Annotated in this window: 15 protein-coding genes and 1 pseudogene; 10 read left to right on the forward strand and 6 right to left on the reverse strand. The window is 69.8% G+C overall.

Features of this window, described 5'->3' with window-relative positions; genetic code table 11:
* Nucleotides 1-67: 67 nt before the first annotated feature.
* The 3 genes from ABZ454_RS35790 to ABZ454_RS35800 all read right to left on the reverse strand — a co-directional run bounded on the left by ABZ454_RS35790 (nt 68) and on the right by ABZ454_RS35800 (nt 3,286).
* Nucleotides 68-973, reverse strand: coding sequence for a carbohydrate ABC transporter permease (locus ABZ454_RS35790; protein ID WP_359543680.1), 906 nt, complete (start codon nt 971-973; stop codon nt 68-70).
* Between the two features lie 4 nt (nt 974-977).
* The gene (locus tag ABZ454_RS35795; protein WP_359543681.1) at nt 978-1,862 is read right to left on the reverse strand and encodes a sugar ABC transporter permease; all 885 of its coding nucleotides are present in this window, start codon (nt 1,860-1,862) and stop codon (nt 978-980) included.
* 107 nt (nt 1,863-1,969) lie between these two features.
* Nucleotides 1,970-3,286: an extracellular solute-binding protein gene (locus ABZ454_RS35800; RefSeq protein ID WP_359543682.1), complete on the reverse strand. Its 1,317-nt coding sequence runs from the start codon at nt 3,284-3,286 to the stop codon at nt 1,970-1,972.
* A 263-nt stretch (nt 3,287-3,549) separates the two neighbouring features.
* Between ABZ454_RS35800 and ABZ454_RS35805 the strand changes: the two are divergent.
* Nucleotides 3,550-4,518 (forward strand): annotated as a pseudogene (locus tag ABZ454_RS35805) (LacI family DNA-binding transcriptional regulator); the annotation flags it as partial.
* Here the strand turns inward: ABZ454_RS35805 and ABZ454_RS35810 are convergent.
* On the reverse strand, nt 4,404-5,426 hold the full coding sequence (locus tag ABZ454_RS35810) for an MFS transporter (protein ID WP_359543683.1): 1,023 nt from the start codon (nt 5,424-5,426) through the stop codon (nt 4,404-4,406). The pseudogene ABZ454_RS35805 and the gene ABZ454_RS35810 sit on opposite strands and share 115 nt — an antisense overlap.
* Nucleotides 5,427-5,632: 206 nt before the next feature.
* Nucleotides 5,633-6,562, reverse strand: a complete 930-nt coding sequence (locus tag ABZ454_RS35815) for a LysR family transcriptional regulator (protein WP_359543684.1) — start codon at nt 6,560-6,562, stop codon at nt 5,633-5,635.
* 138 nt (nt 6,563-6,700) lie between these two features.
* Between ABZ454_RS35815 and ABZ454_RS35820 the strand changes: the two genes are divergently transcribed.
* From ABZ454_RS35820 to ABZ454_RS35855, 8 genes are all read left to right on the forward strand, one after another.
* Nucleotides 6,701-7,702 (forward strand): fumarylacetoacetate hydrolase family protein, encoded by a 1,002-nt coding sequence (locus ABZ454_RS35820; RefSeq protein ID WP_359543685.1) that lies wholly within the window; start codon nt 6,701-6,703, stop codon nt 7,700-7,702.
* The gene (locus ABZ454_RS35825; protein WP_359543686.1) at nt 7,699-8,661 is read left to right on the forward strand and encodes a cyclase family protein; all 963 of its coding nucleotides are present in this window, start codon (nt 7,699-7,701) and stop codon (nt 8,659-8,661) included. The genes ABZ454_RS35820 and ABZ454_RS35825 overlap by 4 nt, the downstream gene beginning before the upstream one ends.
* A 23-nt stretch (nt 8,662-8,684) precedes the next feature.
* Nucleotides 8,685-9,815, forward strand: a complete 1,131-nt coding sequence (locus ABZ454_RS35830; protein ID WP_359543687.1) for an FAD-dependent oxidoreductase — start codon at nt 8,685-8,687, stop codon at nt 9,813-9,815.
* Nucleotides 9,812-10,810 (forward strand): amidohydrolase family protein, encoded by a 999-nt coding sequence (locus ABZ454_RS35835; protein WP_359543688.1) that lies wholly within the window; start codon nt 9,812-9,814, stop codon nt 10,808-10,810. Before ABZ454_RS35830 ends, ABZ454_RS35835 begins: the two co-directional genes overlap by 4 nt.
* A 20-nt stretch (nt 10,811-10,830) precedes the next feature.
* Complete coding sequence (locus ABZ454_RS35840; protein WP_356318697.1) at nt 10,831-11,769, forward strand: VOC family protein; 939 nt, start codon at nt 10,831-10,833, stop codon at nt 11,767-11,769.
* A gap of 137 nt (nt 11,770-11,906) precedes the next feature.
* Complete coding sequence (locus ABZ454_RS35845) at nt 11,907-12,116, forward strand: hypothetical protein (RefSeq protein WP_359543689.1); 210 nt, start codon at nt 11,907-11,909, stop codon at nt 12,114-12,116.
* Between the two features lie 25 nt (nt 12,117-12,141).
* Entirely contained in the window at nt 12,142-13,113 is a 972-nt protein-coding gene (locus ABZ454_RS35850; RefSeq protein WP_359543690.1) for a fumarylacetoacetate hydrolase family protein, read from the forward strand.
* Nucleotides 13,110-13,865, forward strand: a complete 756-nt coding sequence (locus ABZ454_RS35855) for an SDR family oxidoreductase (protein ID WP_359543691.1) — start codon at nt 13,110-13,112, stop codon at nt 13,863-13,865. Before ABZ454_RS35850 ends, ABZ454_RS35855 begins: the two co-directional genes overlap by 4 nt.
* 221 nt (nt 13,866-14,086) lie before the next feature.
* On the opposite strand, the gene ABZ454_RS35860 is transcribed toward ABZ454_RS35855, so the two are convergent.
* Nucleotides 14,087-14,674: a TetR/AcrR family transcriptional regulator gene (locus tag ABZ454_RS35860; protein WP_359543692.1), complete on the reverse strand. Its 588-nt coding sequence runs from the start codon at nt 14,672-14,674 to the stop codon at nt 14,087-14,089.
* Between the two features lie 92 nt (nt 14,675-14,766).
* Here ABZ454_RS35860 and ABZ454_RS35865 point away from each other — a divergent pair, with 92 nt between their 5' ends.
* Nucleotides 14,767-15,744: a zinc-binding dehydrogenase gene (locus ABZ454_RS35865; protein WP_359543693.1), complete on the forward strand. Its 978-nt coding sequence runs from the start codon at nt 14,767-14,769 to the stop codon at nt 15,742-15,744.
* Nucleotides 15,745-16,199 lie beyond the last annotated feature (455 nt).

The raw sequence follows: 16,199 nt of genomic DNA on the forward strand, positions 1-16,199 counted from the left end.
GCTGGAGGGACATCGGGGAGGGGAGACCTTCCGTGGGGGTGCTGGTGTGCTGGGGAGAGCCGTGGCGTCAGCCCTTGACGGCTCCTCCGGTCAGGCCCTTCATGACCTTCTGGTTGAGGAAGAGATAGATCAGGAGCGTGCCGAAGACGTTGATGCAGATGGCCGCGAACAGCGGTCCGTACTGGGTGGCGCCGAAGTCGCCGGTGAAGTTGAGCAGGCCGACCTGGATGGTGCGCAGGTCCTGGTTGTTGGTGAAGGTCAGCGCGATGAGCAGGTCGTTCCAGATGAAGAAGAACTGGACCAGGCCGACGGTGAGGATGGCGTTGCGGACCATGGGGATGCTGATGGTCCAGAAGGCGCGCAGGATGCCGGCGCCGTCGAGGGCCGCCGCTTCGAACATCTCGCGGGGCACGGTCTTGTAGTAGGTGGCCATCATGAAGACGGTCAGGGGAAGGCCCGTGCCGGTGTAGGTGAGGATCAGCGGCCACAGCGTGCCCGACAGGCCCGCTCGGAAGTAGACGGTGAACAGGGGCAGCAGGATCATCTGGGACGGCACCATGATGCCCGCCAGGAAGATCAGCAGGGTCAGGCTGCGGCCTTTCCACACCATGATCTGCAAGGCGAAGCCGGCCGCGGTGCCGAGCAGCAGGACCAGTGCGAGGGACGGCAGTACGGCGAGCAGGCTGTTCCGGATGTACAGGCCGATGTTGCCCGTGGTCCACGCCTCGGTGTAGTTGCCCCACTCCCAGGTCGACGGCAGGCTCCACGTGGAGCTGTTCAGGTAGTCGTCGTTCGATTTGAGGGAGGTCAGGAACATCCACAGCAGTGGGTAGATCTCGACGACCAGCAGCAGCGCGATGACGGCCCTGCCCCAGGTGCGCCCGGGGGAACGGCGCCTCGGGCCGGCTCGGTGCGGGGCGCCGCCGGCCCTGGGGAGGGCGGGGACGGGCAGGGGGTGCGTGTCGAGGGACATGGGGTCAGCCCTTCGTGAGGTCGTGTCGCGAGAGGCGGAAGACGACGAGGGTCACCAGGAGGCAGACGACGGTCAGCAGCAGGGCGATGGTGCTGCCGTAGCCGTAGTCGCTGTAGGTGAACGACGTCTGGAACATGGAGAGGGTCAGCGGGGTGGTGCCGCTGCCGGGGCCGCCGTTGGTCAGCGCGACGATCGAGTCGAAGACCTTCAGGGTTCCGTTGATGCTGAAGATGAGGGACGACATGAGGACGGGGAAGGACAGGGGCAGCACGATGTGGCGTACGAGGCGCAGGCCGGAGGCGCCGTCCATGCGGGCGGATTCCAGCAGTTCGTCGGGTATGTCGACCAGGCCGGCGAAGAGCAGGACCGCGTAGAAGCCCATGGAGCGCCAGACGTCCATGAGGACCAGCACCCAGAAGGCACTCCCGGCGCTCGCGAACCAGTCGACCGACTCGATGCCGGCCATGTTCAGCAGCGAGTTGACGGGACCGGTCTGCGGCGCGCCCTGGAACAGCTTCTGGAACAGCAGGCCGACCGCCACGGTGGGCAGGACGACGGGGAAGAAGGCCAGGGTGCGTACGAGCGCGGAGGCGCGCTTGAGGAAGAAGACGTACAGCAGGGCGAGCAGATAGCCGGCGACGACCTGCCCGGCGGTCACGACGAAGGCGTACTTGAGGGTGAACCAGAGGGCGTCCTGGACGGCTTCGTCGGTGAACAGGTGCTGGAAGTTGTCCAGTCCGTTGCCCGTGAAGCCGTCGATGGTGTTGCCCGTGGTGAAGGAGTACCCGAGCGACCACGCCATCGGGACGAGCATGATCAGGGAATAGACGAGGAGAGCGGGACCGAGCAGGATCAGGACGGCCCTGCGGTCACCGAGGACGCGGTGCATGGGTGGTATCCACTTCGTTTCCGTTGAAGAGACCTGCCGGACGGGACCGGGGGCGGCTCACCCGGGTACGGGCGTGCGAGGAGGCCCGGTGGGCCGCCCCCGGCAGGTCACTTGGCGGCCAGGGCGTCCTGCACGGTCTGCATGAACTTCTGGGGGCTCATGCCGCCGCTGACCAGGGACGCCGCGTTGGTCTGGCTGACCGTGGTGGCCTTGGTGCTGAACAGGGCCTCGAACCACAGCACGTTCTGCGTGGAGGCCTCGATGGTCTGCCTGACGTCCGCGGTCACCTCGTTGGCGTCCTCGAACTCCTCGTTCACCTTGAAGCCGGAGATCGCGCCCTGTCCCTTGAGGACGGTGGCGCCGTAGTTCTTCGCGATGCAGGCGGTCCAGTCACCGGTCTTGTCGTCGAAGGACTTCTTGGCCAGGGTGATGCCCAGCCCGACGTTGGAGGGGTACTGGTCGATCTTGCCCTTGCCGCCGGTGACGGCGGGGAAGGGCATGAACCCGACGTTCTCGGCGCCGACCTTGTTCTGCTCGGCGTCGGAGATGTTGGTCAGCGCCCAGCTGCCCATGTAGAACATGGCGGCCTTGCCGTTGAGGAACTGGTTCATCGCCGTGTCGTAGTCGATGGAGCCGAGCCCCTTGCCGAAGTAGCCCTTCTTGCCGAGCGCGGCTACTTCCTCGGCGGCCTTGACGTACTCGGGGTCGGTCAGCTCGGCCGTGCCGTCGGCGACCTTCTTGAGGGCGTCGGGCCCGAGACTGCGGTACAGGTAACCGCTGAGAAGGCGTGTGAGGGGCCAGCCCTGCTGTCCGGAGGCGGAGAAGGGCTGTATGCCCTTGCTCTGGAGTTTCGCGGAAGCGGCGACGAGATCGTCCCAGGTAGCGGGCTGGGAGAGGCCGTTGGCGGTGAACAGCTTCTTGTTGTAGAAGATGCCCTCGATGTTGTACTCGAAGGGCAGGACCGCCAGCTTGCCGTCGTAGAGCGCCTTGACCGTCGAGACGGCGGCCGGCTCGATCTGGTCCAGGACCCCGCGGTCCTTGAGCTCCTTCTCCAGGTCGGCGATCTTGCCGGACTTGTTCAGCCGGTTCGTGAGCGCGGGTGCGCTGCCGGCGGCGAACTGCACCGGCAGGGCGTCCTGTCCGGCCAGGAGCTGGAGCTTCTGGTCGAGGCTCGCCTGCGGGACCGTCTCCACCTTCAGCGGCAGTGCCTTGTTCTCGGCCTTGCACGCACCCGTGGACAACGTGGTCAGCGCTGCCTTGATCGCGGTGTTCTCGGTGACGCTGAGGTAGGTGAAGTTCTTCGGCGCGGACGAGGAACCACCGCCGCTGCCGCCACAGGCAGTGGCCAGCAGCGCCAGTGAGGCCGTTGCAGCGGTGAGCAGGCTCAGGCGCGCACGGCGGGCACGGGGCATACGAGGGGACACGGAAGACTCCCAAGAAGTACGGAGAGGAAGACGAGGGTGAAGAGCGGCACCGAAGGCAACGGAAGGCAACGCAGAAGGCCCTACCGCGGGGAGAGTTCGTAAAACGTTCTCCACTAGGATTGGGCAACACCCTGCACCGCTCCCCCGTTCCCGTCAAGACACGACGGTGTAACACTAAGGCAACGCATCAGAGGGCTTGACGACCTCCGGTGGCGGTGGTGTAGACCGTTATATTCACGATCACGAGACACGGAGCGCTGACGATGGACCGGGCCGCGACACCCAGGCAGAACAAACGCGTGACCATCACCGACGTCGCCCGCCATGCCGGCGTGTCCACGGCCGCGGTCTCCAAAGTGATGCGCAGTGCCTACGGCGTGAGCCCGGCGATGCAGGAGAAGGTCAGGGCCGCGATCGCCGAACTCGGCTACCGGCCGCACGCGGCGGCGCGCGGCATGCGCGGCCGGACCTACACCATCGGCGTGCTGCTGGACAACGTCCGCAACGCGTTCTTCGCCGACATCCTCGACGGCGTCCAGGACGAGCTCCGCGACAGCGAGTACACCGTGCTGATCGGCGCGGCGGGATTCTCGCCGGAGGAGCAGGCCAAGACCATTCGCTCCATGGTGGACCGCCAGATGGACGGCCTGATCCTCATCGCCCCGGGGACATCGCGCGACGAAGTCCTGAACACCGCCACGTCCACGCCCACCGTGGTCCTCGGCCACCATGACGGCTCCGACACCCACGACTCGGTCGTCGACGCCGACGACACCGGAGCGGGCCTGGTCGTCGACCACTTGGTCGCGCTCGGCCACCGCGACATCGCCCTGGTCTCGGCCCCCGGCACCAAGTCCAACCGGTGGAAACGCACCCCCGAGATCGTGCTGACGGCCGGCTACCTCGACGCCATGGAACGGCACGGGCTCTCCGACCACGCGCGGGTACTGCACGCCGCGTACTCCGACGAAGGCGGCTTCAAGGCCGGAATGACCCTGCTGACGGCCGAGTCCCGGCCGACCGCCGTCATGACCGGCGCCGACGTCGCAGCCCTGGGCATCTACCGTGCGGCCCACGAACTCGGCCTGCGCATCCCCGAGGACCTCTCGCTCGTCGGCTACAACAACACCGCTCTCGCGGCTCTGGCCCCGGTCCAGCTCACCAGCGTCGACCAGGCCGGACACACCATGGGCTCCACCGCCGCCCGCATGCTCGTCGAGCGGGTGGAAGGCAGGCGGGAGCGGGCCATGCAGACGACGATGACGCCGCGCCTCGTGCGACGCGGCACCACGGCGGCCCCGGTGAGCCGTTGAACGGTGCGCACCGGCGCACACGCGGCGTCGGAGGACGGCCGGCACCTCGCGCTGATCGCCGCGCACCAGGTCCGCGGAGCCGTGCTGATCATCGAGGACACGGCGACGCCGAACGCGGTCAGCAGGCAGAGGCCGGCCATACGGCGCATCGGGAAGGGCCGCTTGTCCGCCGTGGAGGCGTTCGGCTCGGAACGCATCCCCGATGAGGGCACCGGCGTCGGCAGCACACGAGCCATGGCGGGGGCGAGCAGCAGCCCGATTCCGTACACCCAGAACGGCGCCTGCCGGCCGGCCCCTCCCAGGGCTCCACCGAGCGCGAAGAAGACGGTGGCGGACGCCGACGCGCACATGGTCTGCAGAGCGAGGTAGCGGTCGCGGACGCGCCCCGTGCAGTAGTCACCGATCAGCGTCGCGCAAGCGGTCATGATCGCCGCCTCGGCCACACCCACCAGCACGCGGCTGGCGGGAATGCCGTACAGCGAGTCCACCCACAACGGAACCGTGCCGAACACCGTGTACAGGACCGTCGCCACGATCAGCAGACGCTTGCGGCCGAGACGGTCGACGACGACACCGGCAAAGGGAGCCAGCAGGGCCAGCGAGAGCGCGGGAACGGTCAGCACCAGGGGCACCAGGGCCTCACTGCCGGCGACACCCTCGAAGTGGTCCCGCATACGAGGCAGAACCGGTGCGAGCAGCACAGCGCCGAGGACGGGCAGGCAACTGCCGGCCATGAGGAGGGCAGCAGGCAGTTTCCCCTGCGGATGCGGGGAGTCGTACGCATCGGAGGGCGGCATGGCGGAGGGCGGGATGGCGGGAGCGGGCATGGCGGCACTCCGGAGCGTGAGGCGGGAAGGGTGACGCGCGCGGCAGAAGGTCGTCGGTCGAAGACGTCGGCGCACGGCCGGCGGGATGTGCCACGACTATGCGGTCCCCGGGGTGGCCTGCCCAGCCCTGCCACGATCCGATTTTCGGATGCCTCGGATCCACCGGGTGGATGCCGTCGCTCCAGGTCGTCCGCTCCCGCCACCGGTCAGGAGGGTGCCGGTTCGTCCTGCGCGTCAGTCATGCGTCTGCCGACCCGGGCCGCCGTTTCCCGCAGCCAGATGTGTGCGGCGTCGTGCGTGTGGACCGGGTGCCACCACATCGCCTCTTGCAGCGGTACCGCTTCGTACGGCGGCTCCACCACACGCACGGCGGCGAGGGGCGCCATCAGGTGGGCGAGGCGGGCCTGGATCAGGGCGATGCGCCGGGTGCCGGCGACCAGGAGCGGCAGCAGCTGGAAGCTGTCGACGGAGACCTCCACGCGTGGTTCGACGCCGAGCATTCCGAGTTGCCGTACGGCGGGGGCGTCGTAGGTGCGCTGGTAGGTGACCCACGGCAGCCGGGCGAGGTCCTGGCGGGTGAGCCGGTCGTCCACACTCGGGTGGTCGTGGGCGACGAGGAAGACCCACCGGTCCTGGTAGAGGTCGGTGGCGGGAAAGTCGCTGACGACTCCGTGCGGCATGAGCAGGCCGTCGGTGGTGCTCAGCAGCGTGGCCGTGTCGTCGACGATGGTGGTCGGGGGCTGGGTGAAGCGCAGGCGGATGCCGGGAGCCTCCTCGTGCACGACCCGGGCGAGTTCGGTGCCGAACACGGCGACGGCGTAGTCGGAGGCGATCAGCTTGAACTCGCGGCTCTCGCTCACCGGGTCGAAGTCGGCCTGGCTGGCGAACAGGCGCTCCAGCACGTCGTAGGCGGTCGCGGTGCGGTCGAGGAGGACCTGTCCGAGGGCGGTGAGTTCGTAGTGGCCGCCGACCCGGGCGAGCAGGTCGTCGTCGAAGTGGCGGCGCAGTCGGGCCAGGGCGGCACTCATGGCCGGCTGGCTGAGGCCGACGCGCTGTCCGGCGCGCGTGACGTTGCGCTCTTCCAGCAGGGCACGCAGCGCGACGACGAGGTTGAGGTCCAGACGGGACAGGTTCAAGGGCTTTCCTTTTGCGATAGACGTGCGATACGTCGCCGACCAGGGTGAATAAACACCGTGGATGGCTGTGATCCATAGAATCGATTTCCATGATTACGGAGGGCGGGTTCAGATTAGTCACATCGCAATCAGGAGGACATGTCTGTGAAACCCGCACCCGCGTCCGCGCTCTTCGCCGGACGGTTCGCCCTCGCCACGCTGTCGGCCCCGCACGGGCCCTCGTTCCCCGCTCTCGTCACACCCGACGCCCAGGTGGTCGATCTGCGAGCCGGATTCGGCGACGACCGGTTGGCCGTCCGGAGCCTTCTTGAGAACTGGGAGGCCGCCCTGCCTCGGCTGGAAGCACTGGCCGAGGACGGCGGACAGCAGCGGAAGCCGCTGGCGGACTTCCGGGTGCACGCTCCCGTCGAGCCCCGGCAGGTCTTCCAGTCGGGTGCGAACTACCGGCAGCACGTCATCGACCTGCACGTCGCGCACCGCGCCCCGGACGACCACCGTTCCGAGGAGGAGCGGCGCGCGGAGGCGGCGGAGATCATGGACCGCCGGGCGGCCGAGGACCTGCCGTACGTGTTCATCGGGCTGCCGAGTGCGATCACCGGCCCCTATGACGACGTCGTGCTCCCGGTATGGGCCGAGAAGCCGGACTGGGAGCTGGAGCTGGCCGCCGTCATCGGGCGGCCCGCCTACCGGGTGTCCACCGAGGAGGCACTGGACCACGTCGCCGGCTACACCATCGCCAACGACCTCACCGACCGCACCACGGTCTTCCGCCGGGACATGCCGCAGATCGGCACCGACTGGCTGCGCAGCAAGAACGCCCCCGGCTTCACCCCGCTCGGCCCCTGGATCGTGCCCGCCGCGTCGGTCGCCGACCCGGACGACCTGCAGGTGACGCTGAAGCTGAACGGCGAGACCATGCAGGACGAGTCCACCAAGGACATGATCTTCGACGTCGCGCGTGTGGTGTCCTACGTCTCGCAGACCGCGCGCCTCCTGCCCGGTGACGTGGTGCTGACGGGCAGTCCGGCCGGGAACGGCATGCACTGGGGCCGGCTGCTGCGCGACGGGGACGTCATGGAGGGCACGGTCACCGGGCTCGGCGTCCAGCGCACCCGCTGCGTCGCGGAGGAGACATCGTGAGCCTCGACCGCACCGACCCCGAGGGCTCGATCGCCGAAGCCGCCAAGGCGTACGGCAACTGGGGCCGCTGGGGCGAGGACGATGTGCTCGGCACCCTGAACTTCCTCGACGAGGCCAAGCGCCGCGAGGGCGCCGGCCTGATCAGGCGGGGTGTCAGCTTCTCCCTCTCCCAGCGCTTCGACATGGACGGCCCGCAGAAGGGCTGGCGGCGGCGCACCAACCCCGTGCACACGATGCTCGACACCGGCACCGACGCGGTCCTCACCGGGCAGGGCTTCCCGCACGGCCTCGGCGGCGCCGACGACGTCATCGCGATGCCGCTGCAGTGCTCCACCCAGTGGGACGGGCTCGGCCACATCTTCGACCACGGCAAGGCGTGGAACGGGCGCCCGGCGGAGAAGGTCGTCACCTCCGAAGGCGACCTGGTCACCGGCATCGAGCACATGGCGCCGCACGTCGCGGGACGCGGAGTGCTGCTCGACGTCGGCCGGGTCGTCGGTGAGAACGGTGAACTGCCCGACGGATTCGCGATCACCGCGGGGCACCTGACGGCCACGGCAGATACCCAGGGCGTGAGCGTGGGCCGGGGCGACATCGTGCTGGTGCGTACCGGACAGCTCACCCGGGTCCGTCGCGACGGCTGGGGCGAGTACGCCGGCGGACCGGCTCCCGGCCTGTCGTTCACGGCGGCCGGCTGGCTGCACGGCACGGAGATCGCCGCGATCGCGACCGACACCTGGGGTTTCGAGGTGCGGCCCAACGAGTTCGAGCACGCCTTCCAGCCGCTGCACCAGGTCGCCATCCCCAACATGGGCCTGCTCATCGGCGAGATGTGGGATCCGGACGCGCTCGCGGAGGACTGCGCGGCGGACGGCGTGTACGACTTCTGGCTCACCGCCGCACCTTTGCCGATCACCGGCGCGGTCGGCAGCCCGGTCAACCCGATCGCCGTCAAGTAACCAGCGGAACAAGGGAGTTCCCCATGAGTAACGACCGTACGGTCCTGGTGATCGGCGGCGGCGCGGCCGGCAACGCCGTCACCGTCCTGCTGCGCCGCGCCGGGCTCGACGTGGACCTGATCGAAGCGAAGGACGACTGGAACGCCACCGCGGGTTCCGGCATCACGCTCCAGGGCAACGCCCTGCGCGTCCTGCGTGAACTGGGCGTCTGGGAGCAGGTGCGGGCATCCGGCTACGGCTTCGGCTCCGTGGGCATCACCGCCCCCGACGGCACCGTCCTGCACGCGCAGGACGACATCCGCAGCGGTGGCGACGACCTGCCGGCCACCGTCGGGATGCAGCGCCCCCAGTTGCAGCGGATCCTCATCGACGCCGTCCGCGCGAGCGGGGCCCGGGTGCGCCTGGGCGTCACGGCCACCGGCTTCGACCAGCACGACGACGGCGTCACCGCGCGCTTCAGCGACGGCTCCGAGGGCCGCTACGGCCTGGTCATCGCCGCTGACGGCCTCGGCTCCGCCACCCGCGCCGCGATCGGCGTCCCCGCGAAGCCGGAGCCGACCGGCATGGCCATCTGGCGCATCGCCGCCCCGCGCCCGGCAGGTCTCACCCGCACCGATCTCGCCTACGGCGGCCCGGCCTACATCGCCGGCTACTGCCCCACCAGCGACACCACGCTCTACGCGTACGTCGTCGAGGCCAACCGCGACCGGGCGTCCATCCCGCCGGAGACCTACGCCGACGAGATGCGCCGGCTGACCTCCGCGTACGGCGGGTTCTGGCCGGAGATCACGGAGCACATCAACGACCCCGCGCAGGTCAACTACACCTGGTTCGACCGCATGCTCGTCGAGGGCTCATGGCACCGCGGCCGCGTCGTGCTCATCGGCGACGCCGCGCACTGCTGCCCGCCCACCCTCGCCCAGGGCGCGGCCCTGTCCCTGGAGGACGCCTGGGTGCTCGCCCAGATGCTGACCGAGGCCGGCACCTGGGACGACGCACTGCTCCAGGCGTACTACGAGCGCCGCATCACCCGCGTCCGGCCGGTCGTGGAGGCATCCGTCCGGATCGGGCAGTGGCAGCTCGACGGCGTGCGCGACGCCGACGTGCCCGGCCTGATGGGCCGCACCATGACGATGCTCCGGGAGCTGCCGTGACCACCCCGACCGTGGACGTGCACGCCCACGTCCTGCTCCCCGACATCGACGCACTCGTCGCCGGCATGCCCGGGCACGCGGAGGCCAAGGAGCTGGACGCCCGGCGCAACGGACCCGACGCCCTTGCCGTCAGCGGCCCCATGGTCCGCGCGCGCATCCCGAAGATGACCGACGTCTCCGCACGCCTCACGGCGATGGACGCCCAGGGTGTCGACGTCCAGCTGGTCAGCCCCTCCCCCTCGCACTACCACTACTGGGCGGACCGCGACACGGCCGAGAAGGTCTGCCGGCTCGCCGACGAGGCCACCGCCGCACACTGCGCCCAGGCGCCGGACCGGTTGCGCGGGCTGGGGCTCGTACCCCTCCAGCACCCGGATCTCATGGTGCGCGCCCTCGACCATGCCCTCGGCCAGGGACTGGCCGGCGTGGAGATCTCCAGCCATGCGCCGGGGCGCGAGCTGTCCGACCCGGCGTACGAACCGTTCTGGTCACGGGCCCAGGAGACGGGTGCGATCCTCTTCCTGCATCCCTTCGGGTGCACGCTCGACGAGCGCCTCAACCAGTGGTACCTGTCCAACACGGTCGGGCAGCCCACCGAGAACGCCGTGGCCCTCTCGCACCTGATCTTCTCCGGGGTCCTGGACAGGCACCCCGGCCTGAAGCTGGTCGCCGCCCACGGCGGTGGTTACCTGCCCACCCACATCGGCCGCTCCGACCACGCCTGGTCGGCACGTTCCGACGCGGGCGCCGGGTGCGCGCACCTGCCCAGCAGCTACCTCAAGCGGATCTACTTCGACTCCCTCGTCCATGACCCGCGGGTGCTGGGCTCATTGATCGAGGCCGCGGGGGCGGACCGGGTCCTGCTCGGCTCGGACTTCCCCTTCGACATGGGGTCCGAGGATCCGGTCGGCGCGCTGCGCGCCGCGCGGCTGTCCGAGACCGACTTCGACGCGGTACGCGGCGGCAACGCCGCCACCCTCCTGCGACTCGCCTGACCTCAACGAGGAGGAACACCATGAACGCACGCCTGCTCACCCACCTGCGGCACGTCGACCTCGCCGTGCCCGACTACGACAAGCAGCTCGACTTCTACGCCGGGGTCTGGGGCCTGACCGAGGTCGCCGAGGACTCCGGGATCTCGTTCCTGGCCGCCGAGGGCTCCCCCGAGCAGTACGTCGTACGCCTGCGCAAGGCCGAGGAGAAGCGCCTCGACCTCGTCTCCTACGGCGCCGCGAGCCCCGCCGACGTGGACACCCTCGCCGAGCGGCTGCTGGCCGGCGGCGTGGAGCTGATCAGCCGGCCCGGAAAGGTGGACACCCCGGGCGGCGGATACGGGTTCCGCTTCTTCGACGTCGACGGGCGCACCGTCGAGGTCTCCGCCGACGTCGAGGTACGGCAGCACCGCAGGATCGAGGAGAAGGAGGCGATCCCGGTCAAGCTGTCCCACGTCGTCCTCAACTCCCCCGATCTCAACCGCACGCGGGAGTGGTACGAGCGGCACCTCGGCTTCGCGCTCTCCGACACGCTCAGCTCGCCGCACATGGGCGAGGTCATGCACTTCATGCGGATCAGCAACCAGCACCACTCGATGGCGATCGCCCAGGGCCCGCACACCGCACTGCACCACGTGTCCTTCGAGATGCGCGGCATCGACGAGTACATGCGCGGCTCCGGCCGGGTCATGCGCGCCGGGTTCAAGAAGATCTGGGGTCCCGGCCGGCACATGGCGGGCGACAACACCTTCACGTACTTCCTCGACCCGCACGGCAACACCGTCGAGTACACGACGGAGCTGGAGAACCTCGACGAGGACACCTGGCACCCGCACGTGTACGACTTCTCCCAGCCCGAAGTCACCGATCAGTGGGGCACCGCCAACGCGATGAACGAAATCGTCGCGAAGGAGTCGTTCAACGACCCCGACCGCGGCGTGTTCGTCGCTCCGCCGGTCTAGGCCGGACGGCCCTCGGCCCCGGGGACGCGGCAGCCGTGTCCGCGCCCTGCTCACCGAGCCGCGTCCCCGGCACTCGCCCGTAGAACCTCGCGGCATGGTGCGAGAAGCAGGGCGTCCCCACTCCTGTCGTCGAGTACATGCGCCGCGTACGTACCGACGTCACCGACAGGGGCGAGGCCGCCGCCGCAGGAACAGCCCACGTGGTCCCCGACCACCTGGCCCCGGCCGATCCCGCCCCGTCCTCGGACGGCCGATGGGCCACGGCCGTCCGAGCCTCCGCCCGCTCGGCGGGCTATCGCGGCCGCATCACCGTGGGCCACGCCCTGATGCGCATCCCCCTCGCCTGACACCTCTCCCTCTCCGGAGCCGCACATGCGTTTCGCCAGCTACGAGCACCAGCACCGCCGCCGGGTGGCCGTCGTGGAGGAGGACGGCACCCTGTATCCCCTCCCCGGTGTCAGCTCACTCACCGCTCTCCTCAAGGAGGCCGACGGGCTGCCGGGGCTGCTCGCCGCCGGGGCGACAGCCCTGGACGTACCGCCCGGGCCGCACGTTTCCCAGGTACGGCTGCTCTCCCCCCTGCAGCCGTCCTCCGTACGGGACTTCGTGACCTTCGAGGAGCACGTCGAAGGCGTCCGCAGCGCCGTCGACGGCGTCGCCGGCGTTCCCGAGCAGTGGTACGCGGCGCCGACCTTCTACTTCACCAACCCGCACGCCGTCTACGGCCCGCACGACGCGGTTCCGATGCCTCCCGGGTCGTCGGCACTCGACTTCGAACTGGAAGTGGGCGCCGTGATCGGCCGCGAGGGACGCGACCTCACCCCCGAGCGGGCGCGCGACCACATCGTCGGCTACACCGTCTTCAACGACTGGTCCGCACGTGACCTCCAGTCCGCGGAGATGAAGGTCGGCCTCGGCCCCTGCAAGGGCAAGGACACCGCCACCACCCTCGGCCCCTACCTCGTCACCGCCGACGAACTGGAGCCGTACCGGGACGCCGAGGGACTGCTGCGCCTCGCGCTGACCGCGGAGGTGAACGGGGAGGTCATCGGCAAGGACCTGCTGTCCAACATGAGCTGGACCTTCGAGGAGATGACCGCCTACGCCTCACGCGGCACCCGGGTGGTGCCGGGAGACGTCCTGGGCTCCGGTACGTGCGGCAACGGCGGCTGCCTCGCCGAACTGTGGGGCGTGCGCGGCGAACAGACACCGCCCCCGCTGAAGCCGGGCGACACGGTGAGCCTCACCGTCGAGGGGATCGGCACCCTGACCAGTACGGTCGTGCCCGGTGTGGCGCCCCTGCCCCTGCCCGCCGGCCGGCGTCGCGACCGGGAGCGGCCGTGAACGAGGGCTACGCCAAGAGGCTCGCGGGCAAGGTCGTCGTCGTCACGGGCGCGGCCCGCGGGCAGGGCGCCGCCGAGGCCGCGGCCCTCACCCGGGAGGGCGCCCGCGTCATCGCCACCGATGTGACGGACGCACCCGGCTGTCGCCGCCTCGACGCCAGCAGTGAGCAGGACTGGGCCGGGCTGGCCGCCGAACTCCGCGAGAGATACGGCCAGGTGCACGGCCTGGTGAACAACGCCGGCATCACCTGGCGGGCCCGTGTCGGCGAGGTACGGCCCGAGGACATGGCGCGCGTCCACACGGTCAACGTCACCGGCCCGCTGCTGGGCATCCAGCACCTGACCCCGCTGATGCCCGCCGGCTCCTCCATCGTGAACGTCGGCTCCTCGGCGGCCCTCACCGCCCACTACCCGGTCGCGTACACGACCAGCAAGTGGGCGCTGCGCGGCCTCTCGAAGACGGCTGCTCTGGAACTGGGCCCGCGCGGCATCCGCGTCAACACCATCCACCCCGGCTACATCGAGACCGAGATGACCGCATCGGCCGCGCCCGCCTTCCGGGAGGCCAACATCCGCGAGACTCCCCTCGGCCGCACCGGCAGCGTCGACGAAGTCGCCCCGCTCGTCGTCTTCCTGCTGTCGGACGAGTCCTCCTTCATCAGCGGCGCCGAGATTCCGGTGGACGGAGGCATGACCGCGCACGGCGGCGTGAAGTCCGTCTCCGACGCGCTGCGGCGGGACGGCGGCGCATGAAGCGGCTCGAAGGCAAGGTGCCCTGGTCTCGGGAGCACGGAGCTACGCCATGAACGACAACCGGACCTGGCGGTTGTGATTCGAGACGTTCGTGTCCACCAACATCCGTCAGGACAACCCTCGAGGTACCTGATCGCACCTTTCACCTGGTGCGTCATCGGGCAGATGCCGACCCGAACACGCGCCTTACGAGCCCGACGACCTCGGCCAGGTCGGCTGCATCACGTATCCAGCAAGGTCGTCACCATCAGTCGCAACGTGACCGCCAGCCGTTCTCCCTCTCCCTTCTCCAGGAGTTGCAGAATGGGCTCACTGCCCAGGGTCGACAACAGAACGTGCGCCACCAACTCGGCATCCAGCGAGGGGCGCAGCTCGGCGAGCAACGTGCTGAGGTGGCCGTGCCAGAAGCGGTAGACAGGATGGCCGTCGTCCGCTTTGGGGCGTGGGGTGGTGGTGGCGGCGTGGCCGAGGGCCGCGAGCAGGCCTTTGTTGCGGGCCACCACGTCCACGATGCCGTCGAGGAACGCGAAAAGGCGCGACCGTGGGTCGGCGTCGGGACCCAGCGGAGGCGGGCCGGAGACCACGGCGTCGTGCAGGGCCAGGGCGCGGTCCTGGATCAAGGCGTCCATGAGGCCCACGCGGCTGCCGAAGCGGTGGAACACGGTGCCTTTACCGACGCCCGCTGCCGCGGCGACTCGTTCCATGGAGATCTCTTCCGGGCGGTACACGGCCAGGAGCTCCTCGGTGACGCGCAGGATTGCGCGGCGATTGCGGGCCGCGTCGGCGCGCTCGCGTCGGACTTCCGCCATCGAGAAACCTCCGAGACAACTGGACCGACGGTCCAGTACGCTTGCCACAAGTTGACTGACAGTCCACTTTAGCCCGGGATAGAGGGGTCATCATGCGCCGTGTCCGCTACCACGAGTACGGGGGACCGGAGGTCCTGCAGGTCGAGGAGACCGAGATGCCGGTTCCGGGCGAGGGTCAGGTACTCATCAAGACGGAGGCGGTCGGTGCCAACTTCGTCGACACCAAGTACAGGCAGGGGCCGGAGGCGGGGGAAATCTTCCAGCGGCCGCTGCCGGGCAAGCTGACCGGTGACGTCGTCGGCACCGTCGAGGCCTTCGGTGAGGGTGTCGAGGGATTCGCGGTCGGAGAACGAATTGCGGCCCTCGCCGCGGAGGACGCTTACGCCGACTACGTGCTCGCCACGGCGCAGTGGATCGTCAAGGTGGACGAGGGTATCGACACCGGTTCGGCCACCATGCTGCCGATGGGCGCGCCGGTCGCGTTGCGCGCGCTGCGGACGGGCAACTTCACCCCCGGCGAGTCGGTACTGGTGCACTCCGCGGCCGGAGGCATCGGGCACCTCGCCGTGCAGATCGCGAAGCTGCTCGGAGCCGGCACGGTGGTCGCCACCGCCGGCTCGGACGCCAAGCTGGAGTTCGCCCGCGGGCACGGCGCCGACGTCGCGGTGAACTACACCGAGGAGAACTGGACCGACCAGGTGCGCGCGGCGGTGCCGGGCGGGGTCGACGTCGTGCTCGACGCGGTCGGTGGCGACATCCTGCAGCGCAGCTTCGAGGTGCTGGCGCCGTACGGCCGGGCCGTGACCTACGGTGCGGCCGGCGGTGACCTGATCTCCGTACCGGTCACGAGCATCTTCGCGCTGAAGTCCCTGGCGGGCTTCAACCTCACGGCATGGCGGATGGCCAGGCCCGAGCAGGCGCGCGCGGAAATGGACGAGCTCGCCGGCTACTTCGCCGCAGGCAGACTCACCACCTCCGTGCACGCCACCGTGCCGCTCGCCGAGGCGGCCGAGGCGCACCGGCTGCTCGACGACAGGGCCGCGCTGGGCCGGGTTCTGCTGGTCCCGTAACGCCTCGGCTCGGCCTCGTATGCGCGCCAGCTCGGTGCCGACGGCGCGAGCGACTCCTCGTTCGAACGGGACGCGGAGGGGCGCCCCTGGCCCCAGGAAGGCTTTCCGCGGTCCGGACTTCCGGACTTCCCAACGCGTCCCGGCCCGGCGAACCTCGACGAACCCGTCCACCGGCTCACCCTGCCGGACCCGGATTTGACGCCGCATCCGGACCACGTGGGACGGCGACATCGGCCGGGCGGCGCCTCCGCTGCTCGCGGTGCCTGTCGCAGGTCACCAGCGCGGTACGCCAATGTCCGCGGCAGCTCTTCCGAGGGAAGCTGGGCGGGCCGAGGCCCTCCTGGGCGCCTTCCCGGACAGGTAACTCCTGTCCGGAGTCGCTGGCGGCCAGGGCGGGCCGGGCTCATGGTGGTCCGGAGGGGAAGGGCAAGTTCCTCGGCCGCCGTGCAGGTGGG

Source organism: Streptomyces sp. NPDC005803, from assembly GCF_040630435.1.
Classification (GTDB): Bacteria; Actinomycetota; Actinomycetes; order Streptomycetales; family Streptomycetaceae; genus Streptomyces.